20 protein-coding genes and 1 tRNA gene are annotated in these 17,804 nt (G+C 27.7%); 15 read left to right on the forward strand and 6 right to left on the reverse strand.

The features are described from left to right. The first annotated feature begins 29 nt into the window (after positions 1-29). Genes ACTTAX_RS04270 through greA form a run of 3 tightly spaced genes read left to right on the forward strand, consistent with a single transcriptional unit; the run spans position 30 to position 1,798 of the window. Positions 30-488, forward strand: coding sequence for a tRNA (cytidine(34)-2'-O)-methyltransferase (locus ACTTAX_RS04270; RefSeq protein WP_075506394.1), 459 nt, complete (start codon positions 30-32; stop codon positions 486-488). Position 489: 1 nt separating this feature from the next. Next, positions 490-1,317: an oxygen-dependent coproporphyrinogen oxidase gene (gene hemF / locus ACTTAX_RS04275; RefSeq protein ID WP_440675892.1), complete on the forward strand. Its 828-nt coding sequence runs from the start codon at positions 490-492 to the stop codon at positions 1,315-1,317. Positions 1,318-1,321: 4 nt separating this feature from the next. Further along, positions 1,322-1,798, forward strand: a complete 477-nt coding sequence (gene greA, locus ACTTAX_RS04280) for a transcription elongation factor GreA (protein ID WP_075506396.1) — start codon at positions 1,322-1,324, stop codon at positions 1,796-1,798. On the opposite strand, the gene ACTTAX_RS04285 is transcribed toward greA, so the two are convergent. From ACTTAX_RS04285 to ACTTAX_RS04300, 4 genes are all read right to left on the reverse strand, one after another. Beyond that, on the reverse strand, positions 1,795-3,069 hold the full coding sequence (locus tag ACTTAX_RS04285; protein WP_440693126.1) for a CCA tRNA nucleotidyltransferase: 1,275 nt from the start codon (positions 3,067-3,069) through the stop codon (positions 1,795-1,797). The two genes, greA and ACTTAX_RS04285, sit on opposite strands and share 4 nt — an antisense overlap. 5 nt (positions 3,070-3,074) lie before the next feature. Then, positions 3,075-3,148 (reverse strand) — tRNA-Gln (locus ACTTAX_RS04290). Between the two features lie 34 nt (positions 3,149-3,182). After that, positions 3,183-4,025: a 4-(cytidine 5'-diphospho)-2-C-methyl-D-erythritol kinase gene (locus tag ACTTAX_RS04295; protein WP_440693128.1), complete on the reverse strand. Its 843-nt coding sequence runs from the start codon at positions 4,023-4,025 to the stop codon at positions 3,183-3,185. Continuing rightward, positions 4,022-5,710 carry a tetratricopeptide repeat protein gene (locus ACTTAX_RS04300; protein ID WP_440693130.1) on the reverse strand — a complete coding sequence of 563 codons (1,689 nt, stop codon included), beginning with the start codon at positions 5,708-5,710 and terminating at the stop codon, positions 4,022-4,024. Before ACTTAX_RS04300 ends, ACTTAX_RS04295 begins: the two co-directional genes overlap by 4 nt. Positions 5,711-5,724: 14 nt before the next feature. Between ACTTAX_RS04300 and ACTTAX_RS04305 the strand changes: the two genes are divergently transcribed. The 3 genes from ACTTAX_RS04305 (at position 5,725) to ACTTAX_RS04315 (ending at position 8,176) form a co-directional block, all read left to right on the forward strand. Next, a complete protein-coding gene (locus tag ACTTAX_RS04305; protein ID WP_440672671.1) occupies positions 5,725-6,441 on the forward strand; it encodes a uracil-DNA glycosylase in 717 nt (238 codons plus the stop codon). Continuing rightward, complete coding sequence (locus tag ACTTAX_RS04310) at positions 6,441-7,001, forward strand: ribonuclease HII (protein ID WP_440693132.1); 561 nt, start codon at positions 6,441-6,443, stop codon at positions 6,999-7,001. Before ACTTAX_RS04305 ends, ACTTAX_RS04310 begins: the two co-directional genes overlap by 1 nt. A gap of 104 nt (positions 7,002-7,105) precedes the next feature. Next, positions 7,106-8,176: a site-specific DNA-methyltransferase gene (locus ACTTAX_RS04315; RefSeq protein WP_440693134.1), complete on the forward strand. Its 1,071-nt coding sequence runs from the start codon at positions 7,106-7,108 to the stop codon at positions 8,174-8,176. Here the strand turns inward: ACTTAX_RS04315 and ACTTAX_RS04320 are convergent. Together ACTTAX_RS04320 and ACTTAX_RS04325 are read right to left on the reverse strand one after the other, a co-directional pair. Next, positions 8,173-9,318: a salicylate 1-monooxygenase gene (locus ACTTAX_RS04320; protein WP_440693136.1), complete on the reverse strand. Its 1,146-nt coding sequence runs from the start codon at positions 9,316-9,318 to the stop codon at positions 8,173-8,175. The two genes, ACTTAX_RS04315 and ACTTAX_RS04320, sit on opposite strands and share 4 nt — an antisense overlap. Continuing rightward, positions 9,315-10,301 carry an A/G-specific adenine glycosylase gene (locus ACTTAX_RS04325; RefSeq protein ID WP_440693138.1) on the reverse strand — a complete coding sequence of 329 codons (987 nt, stop codon included), beginning with the start codon at positions 10,299-10,301 and terminating at the stop codon, positions 9,315-9,317. Before ACTTAX_RS04325 ends, ACTTAX_RS04320 begins: the two co-directional genes overlap by 4 nt. Between ACTTAX_RS04325 and ACTTAX_RS04330 the strand changes: the two genes are divergently transcribed. Genes ACTTAX_RS04330 through crtI form a run of 9 tightly spaced genes read left to right on the forward strand, consistent with a single transcriptional unit; the run spans position 10,302 to position 17,803 of the window. Further along, positions 10,302-10,790: a DUF721 domain-containing protein gene (locus ACTTAX_RS04330; protein WP_440693140.1), complete on the forward strand. Its 489-nt coding sequence runs from the start codon at positions 10,302-10,304 to the stop codon at positions 10,788-10,790. It abuts the gene before it with no gap. Further along, a complete protein-coding gene (locus ACTTAX_RS04335) occupies positions 10,787-11,365 on the forward strand; it encodes a thioredoxin domain-containing protein (protein ID WP_440693141.1) in 579 nt (192 codons plus the stop codon). The genes ACTTAX_RS04330 and ACTTAX_RS04335 overlap by 4 nt, the downstream gene beginning before the upstream one ends. 8 nt (positions 11,366-11,373) lie before the next feature. Next, on the forward strand, positions 11,374-13,947 hold the full coding sequence (locus ACTTAX_RS04340; RefSeq protein WP_440693143.1) for a chromosome segregation SMC family protein: 2,574 nt from the start codon (positions 11,374-11,376) through the stop codon (positions 13,945-13,947). Positions 13,948-13,956: 9 nt separating this feature from the next. Continuing rightward, positions 13,957-14,232 carry an AtpZ/AtpI family protein gene (locus ACTTAX_RS04345; protein ID WP_440693145.1) on the forward strand — a complete coding sequence of 92 codons (276 nt, stop codon included), beginning with the start codon at positions 13,957-13,959 and terminating at the stop codon, positions 14,230-14,232. 9 nt (positions 14,233-14,241) lie between these two features. Continuing rightward, positions 14,242-14,976: a F0F1 ATP synthase subunit A gene (locus ACTTAX_RS04350; RefSeq protein WP_440693147.1), complete on the forward strand. Its 735-nt coding sequence runs from the start codon at positions 14,242-14,244 to the stop codon at positions 14,974-14,976. A 17-nt stretch (positions 14,977-14,993) separates the two neighbouring features. Beyond that, positions 14,994-15,221: a F0F1 ATP synthase subunit C gene (locus ACTTAX_RS04355; protein ID WP_006997791.1), complete on the forward strand. Its 228-nt coding sequence runs from the start codon at positions 14,994-14,996 to the stop codon at positions 15,219-15,221. A 4-nt stretch (positions 15,222-15,225) separates the two neighbouring features. Next, positions 15,226-15,816 (forward strand): F0F1 ATP synthase subunit B family protein, encoded by a 591-nt coding sequence (locus ACTTAX_RS04360; RefSeq protein WP_440693149.1) that lies wholly within the window; start codon positions 15,226-15,228, stop codon positions 15,814-15,816. Continuing rightward, positions 15,791-16,303, forward strand: coding sequence for a F0F1 ATP synthase subunit B family protein (locus ACTTAX_RS04365; RefSeq protein WP_440681655.1), 513 nt, complete (start codon positions 15,791-15,793; stop codon positions 16,301-16,303). Before ACTTAX_RS04360 ends, ACTTAX_RS04365 begins: the two co-directional genes overlap by 26 nt. 39 nt (positions 16,304-16,342) lie before the next feature. Beyond that, positions 16,343-17,803 carry a phytoene desaturase family protein gene (gene crtI / locus ACTTAX_RS04370; RefSeq protein ID WP_440693151.1) on the forward strand — a complete coding sequence of 487 codons (1,461 nt, stop codon included), beginning with the start codon at positions 16,343-16,345 and terminating at the stop codon, positions 17,801-17,803. Position 17,804: the final 1 nt, after the last annotated feature.

The following is a 17,804-nucleotide window of genomic DNA, read 5'->3' on the forward strand; positions in this document are numbered from 1 at the left end:
TTTTCTACTGAAAGAATGACACATTACGGATGAAACCTAGACCTAAAATTTCACTATACGAGCCAGATATTCCACAGAATACAGCTGCAATTATACGAACGTGTGCCTGTTTAGGGGCGGAATTAGAAATTATTGAGCCTTGTGGATTTTTATTATCTGACAAAAGGTTTAAAAGAGTTGTCATGGACTACATGGACTATAGTAAAATTAAATTCTACCAAAGTGCAGAACATTTTTTTGAAGAAAAAAAGAATCAAAGAATTGTTTTAATGACAACAAAGGGTTCTATAAATTATACTAAATTTAATTTTAAAGCTGATGACACAATATTATTTGGAAGAGAGAGCGCTGGTGTTCCAGAGAAGGTTCATAAGCTGATTGGTGATCGTCTAAAAATTCCAATGAATGAAAATGCTAGATCTCTAAATATTGCATCCTCAGTTGCAATAGTTTTGGCTGAAAGTTTAAGACAAAATAATTTAATGTAATATGGACAATTCAATTAAAAAAGACCTAGCTAGCAATTGGTTCAAATTATTACAAAATGCAATTTGTAATGACATACTTGAATTAGAAAACAACAAAATAAAATTTGTATCAACTTCTTGGAAAAGAAACTCTAAAAAAGATGAAGGAGGTGGTGAATATAGAATTTTAAAAAATGGAAAAATTTTTGAAAAAGTAGGAGTAAATTTCTCAAAGGTATATGGAAAATTTCCAAAAAAATTTCAAAAAAATATACCAGGAGCTGAGAAAGATCCTAGATTTTGGGCTTCAGGAATTTCAATAGTTATGCATATGCAAAATCCACACATTCCAGCTATGCATTTTAATACAAGATATATCAGCACTCAAAAAAATTGGTTTGGAGGGGGAATGGATGTAACCCCAGCCATCAAAGATGATAATGAAAAGAATAAATTTCATAAAACTTTAAAGTTAATGTGTGATCAACATAATAAAAATTATTATAAAAAATATAAAAAATGGTGCGATGAATATTTTTATTTACCCCACAGAAAAGAAGCTAGAGGAATTGGGGGAATTTTTTTTGATTATAAAGATGATAATTTCGAAAAAGATTTTAAATTTGTAAGAGATGTTGGTATTACTTTTCAAATGATTTTTAATGAAATTATTAGAAAAAAAATTAAGAAAAAATGGTCTTTAAAAGAAAAAGAGAAGCAGTATATTAAAAGAGGTCGTTACGCAGAATTTAATTTACTGTATGACAGAGGAACTAAATTTGGATTACAAACTGGTGGTAATGTAGAAGGAATTTTAATGTCGTTACCTCCTTTAGCTAAGTGGAAATAAAAAAATGGAAAAAGAACCTATTACTTTAAATGGTTTAAAAAAATTAGAGGAAGAACTTATTTTTTTAAAAGAAAAGAAAAGACCTGAGATAGTTGCCGCAATTGCTGAAGCAAGATCGCATGGGGATCTAAAAGAAAATGCCGAATATCATGCTGCAAAGGAAGAACAATCTCATAATGAAGGTAGGATTACTGAAATAAACGACATAATAGCCAGAGCTAATGTAATTGATGTAACTAAATTAAATAATGAGGGCAAAGTAATTTTTGGATCAACTGTATATTTAGAAGATTTAGATAGTGGAGAAAAAATAAATTATAAAATTGTTGGAAAAGATGAAGCTGACTTAAAACAAAAATTAATTTTCTTTCAGTCCCCAATTGGAAAAGGATTAATAGGTAAAAATAAAAGTGATCTTGTAGAAATAAGTACCCCTTCTGGGATAAAGAATTTTGAAATTAAAGACGTTAAATATATTTAACTCTTTGCAATTTTTTCAACCTGTTTATCTGAAATTTGAAATCCATTTTGAACCCAGGTTTCTTCTATAAGTTTTAACTTATTACCTAAAATTTTACCCTCAGGAATTTTATACTTAGACATTAAAATATTTGCTCCAATTTTTAATTCAGGCAATGTTTTATTTTCGTAAATTTTAAGTAGTTTCAATAATTTATTCTCCACCTTACTTGAATAGAACAATTTAAAATTAATTATATCAATTACAGTTTGTCTGCCATTATAGTAAAATATTTTATTAAAGTTTTTTTCTGTAAAACTTTTAATACTTACCTTTTCTTTGAAAAAATAATGAATTAATTTAAGCCTCTTTTGATCTTTTTTTGAGATTTTAAATTTATAAATGAAATAGTCAGTATTGTCTGTTTCATCAATAATCAGCAATGCAATTACAAAAATAAAGTCAAAGTTGCTAATAACTTTGGAACTAAATGAATTCAGCTTCTTAAAATGATTAATATTTTTAAATTGTGGAAATACTATTTCTAATATTTCTAAACTTTGTTGATCTTCAAATAATTTGAGAAAATTTTTTGATTTAACTGTCTTTTTAAATTCATCTAATAATCTTTCAGCAGATAAGTTCGAAATACCTTTGATATTTTTTTTAAATATTTTAATTATCTCTGTTTTATGATTTTCAGTTGAGTAATTAATATGAAAACGAAAGTATCTTAATATTCTTAAATAATCCTCTTGAATTCTTTTTTCTGGATCTCCAATAAATTTTAAAACACCTTTATTTAAATCTAGCTTACCATTTTGTGGATCAAATAAATTTCCTAAACTATCAGAGTAAATAGCATTAATTGTAAAATCTCTTCTTTTTGAATCTTCTTTCCAATCAGAAGTAAATTCAACTTTTGCATGTCTTCCGTCTGTAGCAACGTCTTTTCTAAGTGAAGTAATTTCATAGTTTTTTTCATTTATTACTGCAGTTATCGTGCCGTGTTCTTTACCTGACTCAAAAAATTTAATTTGATATTTATTTAGTGCATCACAAACTTCATCTGGTGTAATGTTAGTTGCTAAATCAATGTCATCTACTTCTTCTCGATTTATAATTTTTCTAATACATCCTCCAACAAATCTTAATTCACTATTTTTAGAATAATTGTTAATTGCTTCAAAAATTTTTTTTGCAGGAGTGTTCTGGGATATGTTTTTTATATTTTTACTTATGTAATTAAGATTTTTGGACCTAAAAAAAATTTTATCTAAAAATTTATCCATATATATGGCTGGGGCGCTAGGATTCGAACCTAGGATGCAGGTACCAAAAACCCGTGCCTTACCGCTTGGCTACGCCCCAATATTATAGATCCTATAACACAAAAAAAATAAATTTATATAGTTTTTGCTACATACAACCAACAATTTTTAAATTTCCTCTTAAATTGAACTTTTGCTGAATTACAGTCTTTGACTGATTTATAGTATGCAATAACTGTAGATCCAGACCCAGTCATTCTTACAAACTCAGGATTATTAGTCTTTTCTAAAAATAACTTAATCTTTTTTATTTGTGGGTATTTTGAAATTGCAACATCTTCTAAAGTATTACTTTGATTTTTTAAAAATTTATAACCAAACATATTTTTTTTTGGATTATTAAATTTTGGTTTTGTAAAATTTTTAACGTTAGAATAAATTTTTTTTGTCGCACAACCAAAATTAGGCTTTATTAAAAGCATATTTAGAGTCGGACAATTAAAAAATTTTTTAATTTTATTGTTTGAAAGTAAAACTGAGCTAGACGGGTTTATACCTAAAATAACATCAGACCCTATTTTAGAGCAAACCTCCAAAATTTTCTTTTCACTAATTTTAATTACCTTTTTTTTATTTAAAAAATTTAAAATACTTGCAGCATTTATAGAACCTCCGCCAAGTCCAGCTTCTTGGGGAATATTCTTTGTTATAGAAACTCTAAATTTTTGATTTAATAATAATTTTTCTCGATCTAGTATTTGAAAGAGTTTTTGAACAGTATTTTTTTTGCCAATACCTTTTGCAAATTTCCCTTGAAAAGAAATATTATGTTTTTCACCTCCTGTTTTTTTTATTGAAATAACATCATACAAATCAATAAAACTAATGATACTTTCAATTTTATGTAATAATTTATTTTTTCCAGTTACATTGAGAGCTAAATTGATTTTGGCATGAGACCTTAAATTTAATTTCATTGAATAGATTTTAAGCCAGTAATCAATTTTTTATTTATATTTTCTCGCATATCATCTTCTGTATCATCAAAGTTCAATACACTATTCCAAAAATATCTTGCCTGAATTTTTTGATCTAGCTTCCACAATATATCTCCATAATGATCATTTACTATTGGATCATCAGGCATTAATTCTACAGCTCTTTTTAAATATTTTTCTGCTTCTTTATATTCGTCTATCAAGAAATATGCCCAACCAATTGAGTCAATAATGTAGGGATCATTACTTTTTAAATCATATGCTATTTTTAACATTTCCATCGCTTCATCTATTTTGTAATCACGTTCTAACCAAGAATAAGCAAGATAATTTAGGACGTATGCATCATTAGGTCTTATTCTTAATGCATGAAGTAAATCTTCATCAGATTTCTGATATTCACCTAATCTTTCGTAACTCCCACCTCTTCTATATAAAATATCCGATTTAATTACAGAAGTGTCCTCTAGTGAGGAGATTAATCTTGAATAATAATCGATTGCAAGTTCATAATTTTTAGAGTTTTTGTAAAAATTTGCTAAATCAAAAATCATCTTTGGATTAGGTTTTTCAATATTTTTAAATTTAGACTCGATATGGCTTGTGCCCTTTTCATAATTTTGTTCTTTCACTATTATTTGCGCTTCTTTTTTAACTCTAAACCAATAATAAAACTCATCAGTCTCTTTAAATTTTCTTACTATTTTTTTTACCTTGTTGTATTCACCATCTGCAAAGAAATTTTCTGCAACGAGTGATAAATTAAATTCAAATTTAGGATTTAAGTATATTGATAAATTTAAATAAAAATTTGATTTTTCAAAATTATCTTGTGACGAATAAAGGTTTGATATCAAAAATAAAAATTCACTAATTATATCGTTGTGGTTTTCACATGAGAAAATTTTTTCAAAACTTTTAAACTTATTATTATCTATCCAGCTTTTGGTTTGAGTTAACAAAAGTGTTGAGCCAATATAATCAATTTGATCAATTACTGACTTTGCCTGATCAAACTCCTTATTCTGAATAAGATAATTTATATAAAAAAATATATATCTTGAATAATCACCTTGTTGATTATTAATTAAATTTAAAAAGAAAGAGCTGGTTCTTTGATCATTATAATGACATCTTTGAAATGCCTCAGCTATTAATGATAAGTTTCCAAAATTTTTCTTATTAGGTAAAAGTTTTTTATTTTTAAAAGTGTAAATATACTGCTTTAAAGTCTCAAAAATTACTAGATTAATTCTATTTTCTTCCTGAAATCTCAAACTTTGATCTAAATAAATATCAGCTTTATCAAAATCATTTTTTTTCAAACTATCAATTATTAATAAAACATATGCATCAAAAAAATCAGCGTTACTTTTTTTTGAATTATTTTTTACAACATTTATTGCTTGCGCTACTTTGTTTTCTAATACAAGCGAATTAACATATCTTTTTAAATAATTGTCATGGCTGTTTAGTAAAACTTTACTTAAATTGAAATATTTTAAAGCTTCTGAATTATCTCTATTTTCATAAGCTATAATACCTGAAAAATAATTAGATAAATCTCTTGAGTTGAAATCATTAAAACTTGTACTTTTAGAATAAACGGGTGTCTGATAGGATAACGCTAATAATAATATGATTTTAAATATTTTAGATATCATTTAATCCTTGTAAGGTGAAAAAATTGATAAATCAAAACGACAAATTAAACGAAGAATTAATAAATACAATAGAAGCCAATTTTGTATTTGATAAAAAACCTATTAATAGGTTTTCTGAGGTCAAAAAAGAAAGTGACATAAGTCAAAAAAATAAACACGATTTATTAGAAAATCTAAAGAAACAATTAAATTCAATTGAAAATTGTAAACTAAGAAATAATTCCAAAAATATTGTTCTTGGAGAAGGAAATATTGATAGTCCTATAATGTTAATCGGAGAAGCTCCAGGTGAAATTGAAGAAAAAGTTGGAAACCCTTTTAAAGGAGAAAGTGGAGAGCTTTTAGACAAAATGTTAATAGCAATAAATATTAAGAGACAAAATATTTATACAAGTTATGCAATAAATTTTAGACCACCAGAAGATAGAAAACCAACTTCACAAGAAATTAAACGTTACTCAAACTTTTTAAAAGAACATATATCTATTATTGATCCCAAAATTATAATTTTAATGGGTAGCACAGCTATGGAAGCTGTTACTGGGATTAATGAAAAAATATCTTCAGAAAGAGGTAAATGGAAGGAAATAATTTTAAATAATAATACTTATCCTTTAATGATAACTTTTAACCCTTCTTATTTAATTAGATATCCCGATAACAAAAAATATTCTTGGGAAGATTTAAAAAAAATAAGAGAAAAAGTTAAAGAGTTAAAATTAACAATTTAATGAAATTAATAGCTGGTGTTGATGAGGTCGGCAGAGGTAGTTTAATAGGTCCTGTTTATGCCGCTGCTGTCATTCTAAAAAAATCTGTGGATCCAAAAATTTTAAAAGACTCAAAAGTGTTGAGTAAAAAAAAGAGAGAATACCTTTTTAATTATATAAAAAAAAATTCAATTTGGTCATTAGGCAAAGCTTCTGTTAGTGAGATTGAAAAACTCAATATACTAAATGCAAGTTTACTTGCTATGAAAAGAGCTATATTAAAATTAACAAAAAAACCAACTCTTGTATTGATAGATGGAAACAAAATTCCACAATTAAAAAATTATAAATTAAAATCGATCATAAAGGGTGATAGAAAAATTCCTTCAATTTCAGCAGCCTCTATAATAGCAAAGGTATCAAGAGATAGATTTGTTGCTACACTATCAAAAAAAAATAAAGGTTATCATTGGGATAAAAATTTTGGTTATGGCACCAAACAACACTTACAAGCATTAAAAAAACTAGGCATAACCAAACATCATAGAAAAACTTTCTCTCCTATATCTAGATTAACTTAATACCACATCTAGTTGTCATTAAAATTCGATACACAAATCGAATCCAATTTTTTCAATCACAGGTTGACCGAAGAATCCATTTGGAGTCTAATTAATTTTTACAAATGAAATCTGATTTTAAAAATAAAATAATTAACGGAGACAGTCTTGAAGAATTAAAAAAAATTCCGAGTGAAACCTTTGATTTAATTTTTGCTGACCCTCCATATAATTTGCAATTAAAAGGTGAATTGACTAGGCCAGATAGATCAAAGGTCAGCGCTGTAAACGACAAGTGGGATCAATTTGAGAATTTTAAAAAATATGATGAGTTCACGTATGAATGGCTTAACGAATGCAAAAGGATTTTAAAAAAAGATGGAGCTATTTGGGTTATAGGTAGTTACCATAATATTTTTAGAGTAGGAACTGCAATACAAAATTTAGGTTTCTGGATACTAAATGATGTCATCTGGAATAAAAATAATCCAATGCCTAACTTTAGAGGCACAAGATTTACAAATGCTCATGAGACTTTAATTTGGGCTTCGAAGAGTGAAAAATCAAAATACACGTTCAATTATCAGTCTTTGAAATGTTTAAATGATGATATTCAGATGAGATCTAATTGGAGTCTTCCTATTTGTAGTGGTTCTGAACGACTTAAAAAAAATGGAAAAAAAATTCACTCTACTCAAAAACCAGAATCACTTTTACATAGAATTTTACTAGCTACATCAAATAAAAATGATCTAGTTCTTGATCCTTTTTTAGGTTCTGGAACTTCTGCTGCAGTTGCAAAAAAACTAGGGAGAAATTATTTTGGTATAGAAAAAGAAAAGAATTATTTTAAAGCTGCTGAGGAACGTTTAAAGGCTACCAAACCAATTGAAGATGATTTATTAGATACACTTAAAAATAATAGATCAAAACCAAGAATTCCATTTGGATCGTTGGTAGAGCTTGGAATAATTAAGCCTGGAACAAATATTTTTGATAATAAGAAAAAAATAACAGCAAGAATAATGGCTGATGGTAGCATCAAGCACAACCAAGCGGAAGGTTCTATTCATAAAGTTGCAGCTACTATATTGGGAGCTGAAAGCTGCAATGGTTGGACATTTTGGCATTGTGATATTAATGGGCGAACCTACCCAATAGATTATTTGAGACAAAGATTAATTTCTAAAAATTAATCTTTATAAATTTTACCTAAATAACTTTGCAGAAATTTTTTATTTTTTGTCAAAAGCTTTAAAAAAATATTTCTAAAAAAGATCATAATCGGATTTGATAAATGAAAAGCAAATTGATTAAAATCAGATCTTCTATTAATCATTTTTACTCTCTCTAATCTAGAATTATAAAAATCATTTTTTTGGTTAATTATAACTTCATGTAATTGATTAGCTCCTTCTATTGATTGTGAGGCTCCCTGAGCAAAAGAAGGAGAGAATGCAAAAAAAGCATCTCCAACTAAATAAATATTTTTGGGAGGAATAAATGGATTTTTACTTACAAATACTGGAAACAATTTAATATCTTCGAGACTCTGAAATACTTTTGATGAAATTTTTTCGGATAATTTTTGTTTAATGCTCTCAATAAATGTACTTTCATTACAAAGATTGTAGTTTTTTTGCTGATCGGAATTTAACTTATTCTTCAATATCCCAATAAAATTAAAATTTTTATCATTATTAAGTGGATATAATACATAATGAAAATCTGATCCTAAAAATAAAGAAATATTCTCCTCGTTTATATTATCAAGACTTTCTTTAGATACACTGGCTCTAACAGCGATAGTGTTATTATAAATTGGTTCTGAATTATTATTTGAAATTAATGACTTTCCTTTTGAAAATACACCATCTGAAATAACTAAATGATCACATGTTATTTTTTCTTTATCAAAAGTTAAATTTATTGAATCATTACTGTATTCTATCTTGTCTAAACTACAGTTAAACTGGATTGTATTGTTATCCAGTCGATTTATTAGGAACTGAAGTAATTTTGATCTTTTCAATGTTGTATACTTACTATCATCAGAATTAAATTCTGAAATATTTAAATCACAAATTTTCTTTGAATTTTTAATTTGATAAAAGTCAATTTTTTTTGGATTAAATTTCTCTTTATCTGACAAGGAAGAGAAACCTAATTTGTTTAATAACTTTACGCTATTAACAGATAATTGAATGCCATAACCTTCCCCTATTTCTAATGAAGTTTTTTTTTCATAAATTGTGACCTGATAATCTTTATTTCCTTTAAATAAGTTAGCTATAAACAGACCCGAAATACCTGCGCCAATAATTGCTATTTTTTTCATTTTTGACTTTCTAAAAATTTTATTATCTTTTTAGTAAATGTTGGAAGTACATAATTTTCAAGCTTTGCAGGATTTATCCAATTAATATTTTTGTCAAAGTTATGCTTCTTTTTATATTCAATTTTAATATTCATATTCATATTAGATATTTTAAAATTTAAATCTTTATCAAAAGTTTTAGGATTATTTAATTGATCCATTGGAAAAATATTTAAATTTTTCAAAAAATTAAATTTATTATTTTTGATTAATAAATATTGATTATTTTTTTTATAAACATTTAATTTATAATATGTTTCCTTATTAATTTTCTTAAATTTCACTAAATCAAAATTTTTATTTTTAAAAGCTTTGCAATTATTAGATAATGGACATTTATTGCATGTAGGGTTTGTAGGTTTACAAATTAATGCACCCAGTTCCATCAAAGCTTGAGCATAGTCGCTTGATCTTTTTGTTGATGTGCCAAAAATTTTTTTTTGATCTTGTAAGAATTCTTTTTTAATTTGACTTTGTTTCTTTAAATATAAGTATCTTTTTAATACTCTTTCAATGTTTCCATCCAAAGGAATTATTGGTTTGTTAAATGCAATTGCTGAAATTGCACTCGCTGTATAATCGCCAATACCTGGTAATGATTTTAATTCATAAAAATCTCTAGGTATTTTTTTATTGAATTTTTTAACAATTATTTGAGCAGTTTTTTTTAAATTTCTTACTCTTGAATAATATCCAAGACCTTCCCAAAGTTTGGTTAATTTTCTATCATTATATTTTGATAACTTTTCAATATTAGGAATATTTTTAATAAATCTATTAAAATAAGGTATCACAGTAGCAACCTGAGTTTGTTGCAACATAAACTCGCTAACCAATGTAAAGTATTGTTTCTTTTCTTGTGAAACCTTATTTCTCCAAGGTAAAGATCTCTTATTTATATCGTACCAATTGAGAATTTTATTTGTTATTATTAGATCTTTCATATGCAATTTAAAAATAATACTAAGCAGAGAAATACTAGCATTCAAGGATTAAGATCTTTCAAAGACACTTTGCCAAAAAATCTAAAAAAAATTATTAATAAAAAAGGTTATATTTATTCAGAAACACTCAGTAATTGGAAATATTTAGTCGGGAATGAATTGTTTAAAGTCTGTTTCCCAAAAACATTCAAAAACTCAAATCGATTTGGCGTGAGTACTTTAGTTGTAATGGTTAAAAGGGGCCATGAAGTAGATGTAGAATATTCAAAAAAAAACATTTTAGATAAAATGAATAATTTTTTTGGCTACGATGTCGTTGAAAAGCTCAAATTTATTAGCTTTGATGACGAACAAAAAACTAGCAGTTTGAATGAAATTAAATCTAATAATGTGGCAATTAGTAAATATCGAGATAAAATTAAAGATGTTAAAAACGAAAAGATTAAAAAATCATTAACTGAATTAACAAAAGTTTATAAAGAAAAATGAGAAAAATTATTTTAATTGCCATAATTGTTTTGGGAAGCTTTTCAAATTTAAATGCTGAAGAAGTAAAAAGAATTATCGTTGGAAATAAAGACGCAAAAATAACTATAATTGCGTTTGAGTCGCTAACTTGTAGCCATTGTGCAAATTTTCATAAAGACGTTTATCCAGAACTTAAAAAAGAATATCTGGACACAGGGCTTGCTAAAATAGAGTTTAGACACTTTCCTTTAGATATTGCCGCCTTCAACGCTTCAAAAATTGCTCAATGTAAAAATGATGGTAATGCTGATATTTTGGAAAGTTTATATGCTAACCAACAAAAATGGGTTAAAGGAAGCTCTATCGAAGAAGCAAATAAAAATCTTCAAATATTTTTAAAAAATGAAGGTTTCTCCATCGATTTTGAGTCTTGTGTGAATAACAAAAATATTGAGGATTTTGTGTTAAATGACCGAATAGAGGGTGCAAAAAATTTCAAAGTAAACGCAACCCCTACGATAATAATAAACAACGAAAAATTTGAAAAAAAACTTAATTATAAAAATTTGAAAAAAGCACTAGAAAAAATGATATAAGTTAGTGCATGGAGTTTAAAAAAATCCAATTAAATGGATTTAAATCATTTGCTGAAAAAACAAATTTCTTAATAGAGGAAGGCCTTACTGGAATAGTTGGTCCTAACGGCTGTGGAAAATCAAACATAGTAGAATCTTTAAGATGGGTAATGGGAGAAACCTCTGCAAAAAGTATGAGGGGTTCAGGAATGGAAGATGTAATTTTTTCAGGTACATCTAATAAAGCATCAAAAAATATTGCTGAAGTTTCCATAGAAGTTGAGAATAAAGATAAAGAAGGTCCCATTCAGTATCGTGAATTAGAAAACATTCAAGTTAGAAGAAAAATTGAAAAAGATAAGGGTTCTAAATTTTATATTAATGACAAAGAGGTAAGAGCAAGAGATGCTCAAATGTTTTTTGCAGATCTTTCAACGGGCGCACATTCTCCTTCTATGATTAGTCAAGGAAGAATTGGGGCTTTAGTGACAGCAAAACCTACTGATAGAAGAGCAATACTAGAGGAGGCTGCTGGAATTTCTGGTTTACATGTAAGAAGACATGAAGCTGAACTTAGACTTGGCGCAGCCGAAAATAATTTAAAAAGAGCTGATGAATTACGAAGACAACAAGAAAAACAATTAGCAAATCTTCAAAAGCAAGCAGAGGAAGCTACAAAATACAAATTAATTTCAGAAGAAATAAAAAAAATAGAAGCTGGATTATATTATTTGAGATTATTGGAAATTGATAAGGAAATTAAAGTTGAGAATGAAATCAATGCTGAAGCGGAAGGTGAAGTAGAAGGTTTTAACAACCAGATATCTGAGCTTGAAAACTTAATAAAAATCTCAACAGATAAGGTTGCACCACTAAGAGAAAAAAATATTGAGAATTTATCTAGAATACAAAGATTAAATTTAGAACTTCAGAGCCTCGATGAGGAAAATACTAGGATCCAAGACGAGATTGAAGGTATTAAAAAATCAATCCAAACTTTAGATGAAGATATAGCAAGAGAAAAAGGAATTATAATTGATGCTAACTCTAATGAAAAAAGATTAAAGGAAGAAAAGTCAGACTTAATTGAAGTAGATTCAAAATATTTTGAAACAGAAAAGTTATCAAACGAAGATCTAGAAAATGCTAAGAATGAACTTGAAAGAGAACAGAATGCAGTTGATGAAGTTGTTAATAATATAGCAGAAGATACAATTAAAATAAGTATTGGCCCCATAAAAAATGTAAAAAACTCTATTTCTAGAGTTAAAGAATTAATAGATGCAAATGAAATCAACCAAGCATTTACTCTTTTAGATAGATGTTCAATGGAATTAGACAATTTTATTAGTGATTTAAAAAATGAAAAATCAAGAACCGAACTATTAAATGTCAATGAAAAATCAAAGACAATAAAAGTTCTTCAAGAAAAATATGCTGATGCATATAGTAAAAATCAATCAATAAAAAATGAATCTGTCAAAAGAAATGAAAGAATAAAAACTATAGAGACTGAAATGGCAAGCTGGAAAAATCTTTTATCTAATTCAGAAAAAATGGTTAATGAATTAACTGAAAGAAAAAATAAATTGTCTAAACAATTAAATGATTTAGAAAATCAACCAAGAGTTCAAGCGGAAAGAAAAGGTCAAATTTCAGAAAATTTGAGAATTTCAGATGAAGAAAAAATTGATAATGAAAAAATAATAGAAGAAACTGATAAAAAAATTGAAACGCTAAGAGCACAATTAAACGAAATCCAAGAACAATCTATTCAAATTAGAGAAAGAAAAGCAAGCTCTGGTGCAACTGTTGAAGGTTTACAAAAAAGAAAAAATGATTTGCTTGATAGAATTCATACAGAATTAAATTTAAGTGAAGAAAATATTTTAGAAAATTCAAATTTATTTGGAGTTGAAGAACTTCCAAATCATATTGATCAAGAAGATGTTTTAGATAAAAAGAAACAAGAGAGGGATCAATTAGGTTCAGTTAATTTAAAAGCAGATGAAGAAACTAGTAAATATGAAGAAGAAATAAAAAAAATGGAACAAGATCGTAGTGACCTTGTTACTGCAATAGTTAAACTTAAAGACAGTATTAATGAGCTCAATCAAAAAGGAAGAGAAAGACTGGTTGAAGCATTTGAAAAAGTTAACAGAAAATTTAATGAGGTTTATACAAAACTTTTTAATGGAGGAAATGCAAAACTTGAATTAGTAGATTCTGATGATCCATTAGAAGCTGGTTTAGAAATGTTAGTCAGTCCTCCAGGAAAACGACTTCAATCTATAACTTTGCTATCTGGAGGTGAACAGGCCTTAACTGCCCTATCTTTAATATTTGCAGTATTTTTAACAAACCCTTCTCCAATTTGTGTTTTGGATGAGGTAGACGCCCCCCTTGATGATGCTAACGTAACAAGATTTTGTAACTTGCTTGAGGAATTAATTAAAATTACTAACACGAAATTTATTATTGTTACTCACCACGCCTTAACAATGTCTAAAATGAACAGGTTATATGGAGTAACTATGCCACAAAAAGGTATAAGCCAATTGGTTGCTGTAGACCTTCAAAAAGCAGAAAGTATGGTTGCTTAACCGGTATAAATGGGAAAAGACCCTTTTAAAACTCGCTTAGAGATTGCAAAAAACAAGATTTCCAAGAAAAATCTTTATAACAAGAAGGATAACCCCTCACCTATTGGAACTGCATTCAAATTGAGCACAGAACTTGTATCTGCAGTGGCCGTCGGGACAATTATTGGGTTTATTTTTGACAAGACCTTTGGTACTAAACCCTGGTTTATATTAATATTTTTTTTTGTTGGGGTGATCGCTGGAATAACAAATGTGATCAGATCAGCAAAAAAGATGCAAAAATAAGTTAGTACTATGGCAGCAAACCCTATGTCCCAATTCGATGTTTACAGAATTGGACCTGAAATAAAAGTTGGAGCATTTGATATATCTTTTACAAACGCAAGTTTGTTTATGATTATTAGTACAGTTTCTATTTTATTAATTTTTAATTTAGGATCTAAGAAAAATTCAATCTTACCAAATAAAATTCAATTATTAGCGGAACTTAGCTACACCTTTGTTTCTAAAATGATTAGTGATACAGCTGGTTCTAAAGCAAAACCATATTTTGCATTTATTTTTTCATTGTTCATGTTTGTTTTATTTTGCAACATGTTTGGAATGATACCGTACACATTCACTGTAACTAGTCATATTATCGTTACATTTGTTCTTGCTGCATTTATCTTTATTGGCGTAACAGTAATTGGATTTATTAAACATGGTTTTGGATATTTAAAATTGTTTGTACCAAGTGGAGTACCAGCAGTATTACTTCCTTTAATAGTAGTTATTGAAATTATTTCTTATTTAAGTAGACCAATAAGTCTATCAGTTAGATTATTTGCAAATATGATGGCTGGTCATACAATGATGAAAGTTTTCGGAGGCTTTGTAATTAGTCTTGGAATAGTTGGTGGATGGCTTCCACTAAGTTTTTCGGTTGCATTAACTGGTTTGGAGATATTAGTTGCTTTTCTTCAAGCATATGTTTTTGCAATTTTAACCTGCATCTATTTAAATGATGCATTAAATTTACACCATTAATAACAGAGGAGGATATAATGGAATTAGAAGCAGCAAAAATGATCGGAGCAGGTTTAGCAGCAATAGCTTTAGCTGGTGCCGGTGTTGGTATTGGAATAATTTTTGGAAATTATTTATCAGGTGCTATGAGAAACCCATCAGCAGCTCAAAAACAATTTCCTAACCTACTTTTAGGTTTTGCACTTGCTGAAGCAACAGGATTATTTGGATTAGTTGTTGCATTGATTATTTTATTTGCGTTTTAAGTTAATGGTCAAAAAAATATATCTTCATCTAATATTTTTAAGCTTCTTTTTTATTAAAGAAGCTTTTGCCGCTGAAAGTGGAGGTATGCCTCAATTAAATCCAGAGTTTTGGGTTTCTCAGATTTTCTGGTTGGTACTTACTTTTGGGATAATGTATTTGGTTTTATCTAAACTAATCCTTCCAAAAATTAGTAACAACTTAGAGTCTAGAAAATCTCAAATTCTAGAAAATATTGAGGCAGCTGAAAAACAAAGAGAAGATAGTGAGACCAAACTTAAAGAATATGATCAAATAATTTTAAAAAGCAGAACTGAAGCTAACGCTATGTTTAATCAGGCAAGAGAAAAAGCAGTTAAAGATATAAATGCTAAAAGAGAAGTTCTTGATAAACAAATAGATGACGAAATAACTAAAGCGGAAAAAGAAATCCAAGCTTTAAGAGATAATGCGCCTGATAAAATAAATAAAATTGCTATAGAAACGTCATCCGAGTTACTTCAAAAACTTATTGGTGCTGAAGTAAATAATAGCAGTATATCAGCAATTGTTGACGATCTATCTAGAAGAAATGGAGATAAATACTATGGCAATTGATGCAACTTTCTGGGTAGCAATTTCATTTGTAATCTTCATCGGGGTTTTAGTTTACTTTAAAATTCCACAAAAAGTTTCTCAAATGCTTGATGGTATGATTTCTGATATCAAAAATGAGATAGATGAAAGTGAAAAATTGAGAACAGAAGCAAAAACTTTACTCGATAATGCTCAAAAAAAATTAGATACAGCTTCTTCTGTAAGTAATGAAATTTTAGAAAATGCAAAAAAAGAATCTGATAAATTAATAATAGATTTAAACGATAAATTTCATAAATCATCAGAAATTAAAAAAAGTTTGGCTGAAAATAAAATTAGCCAAATGAAAGAGGCTGCATTGAAAGAAATAAAAGATGCTTCAATCAAAATAGCAGTAGACTCAGTAAAAAAAATCATAACTACATCAGTTGATAAATCTAAACTAGATGCTGTATTTCAAAAAAATTTAGAAGAAACTAAAGAACAGCTAAAAAAAATAAACTCATAATACGGTTACAATTTCCTGAAAAAACTATAAGTTACAGCCATGAATTCTATAGTTATTGGATCTGGATTTGGTGGTATTGCTGCAGCAATAAGACTAAGAGCCAAAGGACATAAAGTAAAATTAATAGAAAAACATTCAGACCTAGGTGGAAGAGCTAGAGTTTTCAAAAAAGATGGTTTTACCTATGATGCTGGGCCAACGGTAATAACAGCTCCATATTTAATTAACGAACTATTCAGTTTGTTTAATAAAAATCCTGAGGACTACATAAAACTAACACCACTTAAAATTTGGTATCAATTTGTTTTTGAGGACCAAACTAAATTTAATTACTCAGGTGATGAAATAGAAATGAAAAAACAAATTGAAAATTTAAATCAAGAAGATGTTAAGGGGTATGAAGATTTAGTAAATTTTACCAAAAAAATTTTTGAGAAGGGATTTTTAGAACTTGCAGATGTTCCATTTGATAAACCCTTTTTTATGATGAAACAGCTACCAGCATTATTAAAACTTAAGAGTTATAAATCAGTTTATTCATTAGTATCGTCTTATGTAAAAAATGAAAAATTAAGAAGGATGCTTAGTATGCATCCACTTTTGGTTGGTGGTAATCCGTTCACAACTACCTCAATTTACGGGCTAATTCTTTACTTAGAAAAAAAATGGGGCATTCATTATTCAATGGGTGGTACGGGAAATATAATTAAAGGATTTGAAAAGTTAATGGAGGAAATAGAAATCGAAATAATAAAAAATACTGAGGTAAAAGAAATCATTACTAAAAATAATAAAATTAGCGGTATTGTAGTTGGTAATGAAGAGATTATCGAAGCTGATAATGTTATTTGTAATGCAGACCCTCCTGCTTTTTATGAAAAGATGACTAGTAAAAACTTAAAAAATTCAATGCTGTTTGATTGGAAACAAAAGAGGATGGATTACTCAATGGGTTTATTTGTTTATTATTTTGGAACAAAAAAAGTCTATGAAAACGTTGAGCATCATACAATTAAATTTGGAAACAAATATAAAGAACATCTGGATGATATTTTTGATTATAAAAAATTAAATAACGATATTAGCTATTATCTCCATAGACCCTCTGCAACAGATAAGAGTATGGCTCCTGAGGGAAGTGATTGTTTTTATGTATTAGTGCCAGTTCCAAACAATCAATCAAATATAGATTGGCAAATAGAAGGAGAAAAAATGAAAAATCTTGTAGTTGATAAAATGGAAAATGATTTAATGCCAAATCTTAGAAATAATATTGTATCTGACTTTTATCTTACACCTGATTATTTTGAGAAAGAACTAAATACAAAATATGGATCAGGTTTTTCAATTCAGCCTAAATTCACTCAATCAGCTTATTTTAGATTTCATAATAAATCAGAAATTTATGATGGTTTATATTTTGTTGGTGCTGGAACTCACCCAGGTGCAGGCGTACCAGGAGTACTTTCATCTGCAAAAGTATTAGATAAATTGATTTAGA

Source organism: Candidatus Pelagibacter sp. HIMB1695 (assembly GCF_052047655.1).
Lineage (GTDB): Bacteria > Pseudomonadota > Alphaproteobacteria > Pelagibacterales > Pelagibacteraceae > Pelagibacter.

What these genes read in the sequence shown, in the direction of transcription:
- ACTTAX_RS04270 (WP_075506394.1), top strand. Translation starts at nt 30, where the DNA reads ATGAAACCTAGACCTAAAATTTCACTATACGAGCCAGATATTCCACAG.
- hemF (WP_440675892.1), top strand. Translation starts at nt 490, where the DNA reads ATGGACAATTCAATTAAAAAAGACCTAGCTAGCAATTGGTTCAAATTA.
- greA (WP_075506396.1), top strand. Translation starts at nt 1,322, where the DNA reads ATGGAAAAAGAACCTATTACTTTAAATGGTTTAAAAAAATTAGAGGAA.
- ACTTAX_RS04285 (WP_440693126.1), bottom strand. Translation starts at nt 3,069, where the DNA reads ATGGATAAATTTTTAGATAAAATTTTTTTTAGGTCCAAAAATCTTAAT.
- ACTTAX_RS04295 (WP_440693128.1), bottom strand. Translation starts at nt 4,025, where the DNA reads ATGAAATTAAATTTAAGGTCTCATGCCAAAATCAATTTAGCTCTCAAT.
- ACTTAX_RS04300 (WP_440693130.1), bottom strand. Translation starts at nt 5,710, where the DNA reads ATGATATCTAAAATATTTAAAATCATATTATTATTAGCGTTATCCTAT.
- ACTTAX_RS04310 (WP_440693132.1), top strand. Translation starts at nt 6,441, where the DNA reads ATGAAATTAATAGCTGGTGTTGATGAGGTCGGCAGAGGTAGTTTAATA.
- ACTTAX_RS04315 (WP_440693134.1), top strand. Translation starts at nt 7,106, where the DNA reads ATGAAATCTGATTTTAAAAATAAAATAATTAACGGAGACAGTCTTGAA.
- ACTTAX_RS04320 (WP_440693136.1), bottom strand. Translation starts at nt 9,318, where the DNA reads ATGAAAAAAATAGCAATTATTGGCGCAGGTATTTCGGGTCTGTTTATA.
- ACTTAX_RS04325 (WP_440693138.1), bottom strand. Translation starts at nt 10,301, where the DNA reads ATGAAAGATCTAATAATAACAAATAAAATTCTCAATTGGTACGATATA.
- ACTTAX_RS04330 (WP_440693140.1), top strand. Translation starts at nt 10,302, where the DNA reads ATGCAATTTAAAAATAATACTAAGCAGAGAAATACTAGCATTCAAGGA.
- ACTTAX_RS04335 (WP_440693141.1), top strand. Translation starts at nt 10,787, where the DNA reads ATGAGAAAAATTATTTTAATTGCCATAATTGTTTTGGGAAGCTTTTCA.
- ACTTAX_RS04340 (WP_440693143.1), top strand. Translation starts at nt 11,374, where the DNA reads ATGGAGTTTAAAAAAATCCAATTAAATGGATTTAAATCATTTGCTGAA.
- ACTTAX_RS04345 (WP_440693145.1), top strand. Translation starts at nt 13,957, where the DNA reads ATGGGAAAAGACCCTTTTAAAACTCGCTTAGAGATTGCAAAAAACAAG.
- ACTTAX_RS04350 (WP_440693147.1), top strand. Translation starts at nt 14,242, where the DNA reads ATGGCAGCAAACCCTATGTCCCAATTCGATGTTTACAGAATTGGACCT.
- ACTTAX_RS04355 (WP_006997791.1), top strand. Translation starts at nt 14,994, where the DNA reads ATGGAATTAGAAGCAGCAAAAATGATCGGAGCAGGTTTAGCAGCAATA.
- ACTTAX_RS04360 (WP_440693149.1), top strand. Translation starts at nt 15,226, where the DNA reads ATGGTCAAAAAAATATATCTTCATCTAATATTTTTAAGCTTCTTTTTT.
- ACTTAX_RS04365 (WP_440681655.1), top strand. Translation starts at nt 15,791, where the DNA reads ATGGAGATAAATACTATGGCAATTGATGCAACTTTCTGGGTAGCAATT.
- crtI (WP_440693151.1), top strand. Translation starts at nt 16,343, where the DNA reads ATGAATTCTATAGTTATTGGATCTGGATTTGGTGGTATTGCTGCAGCA.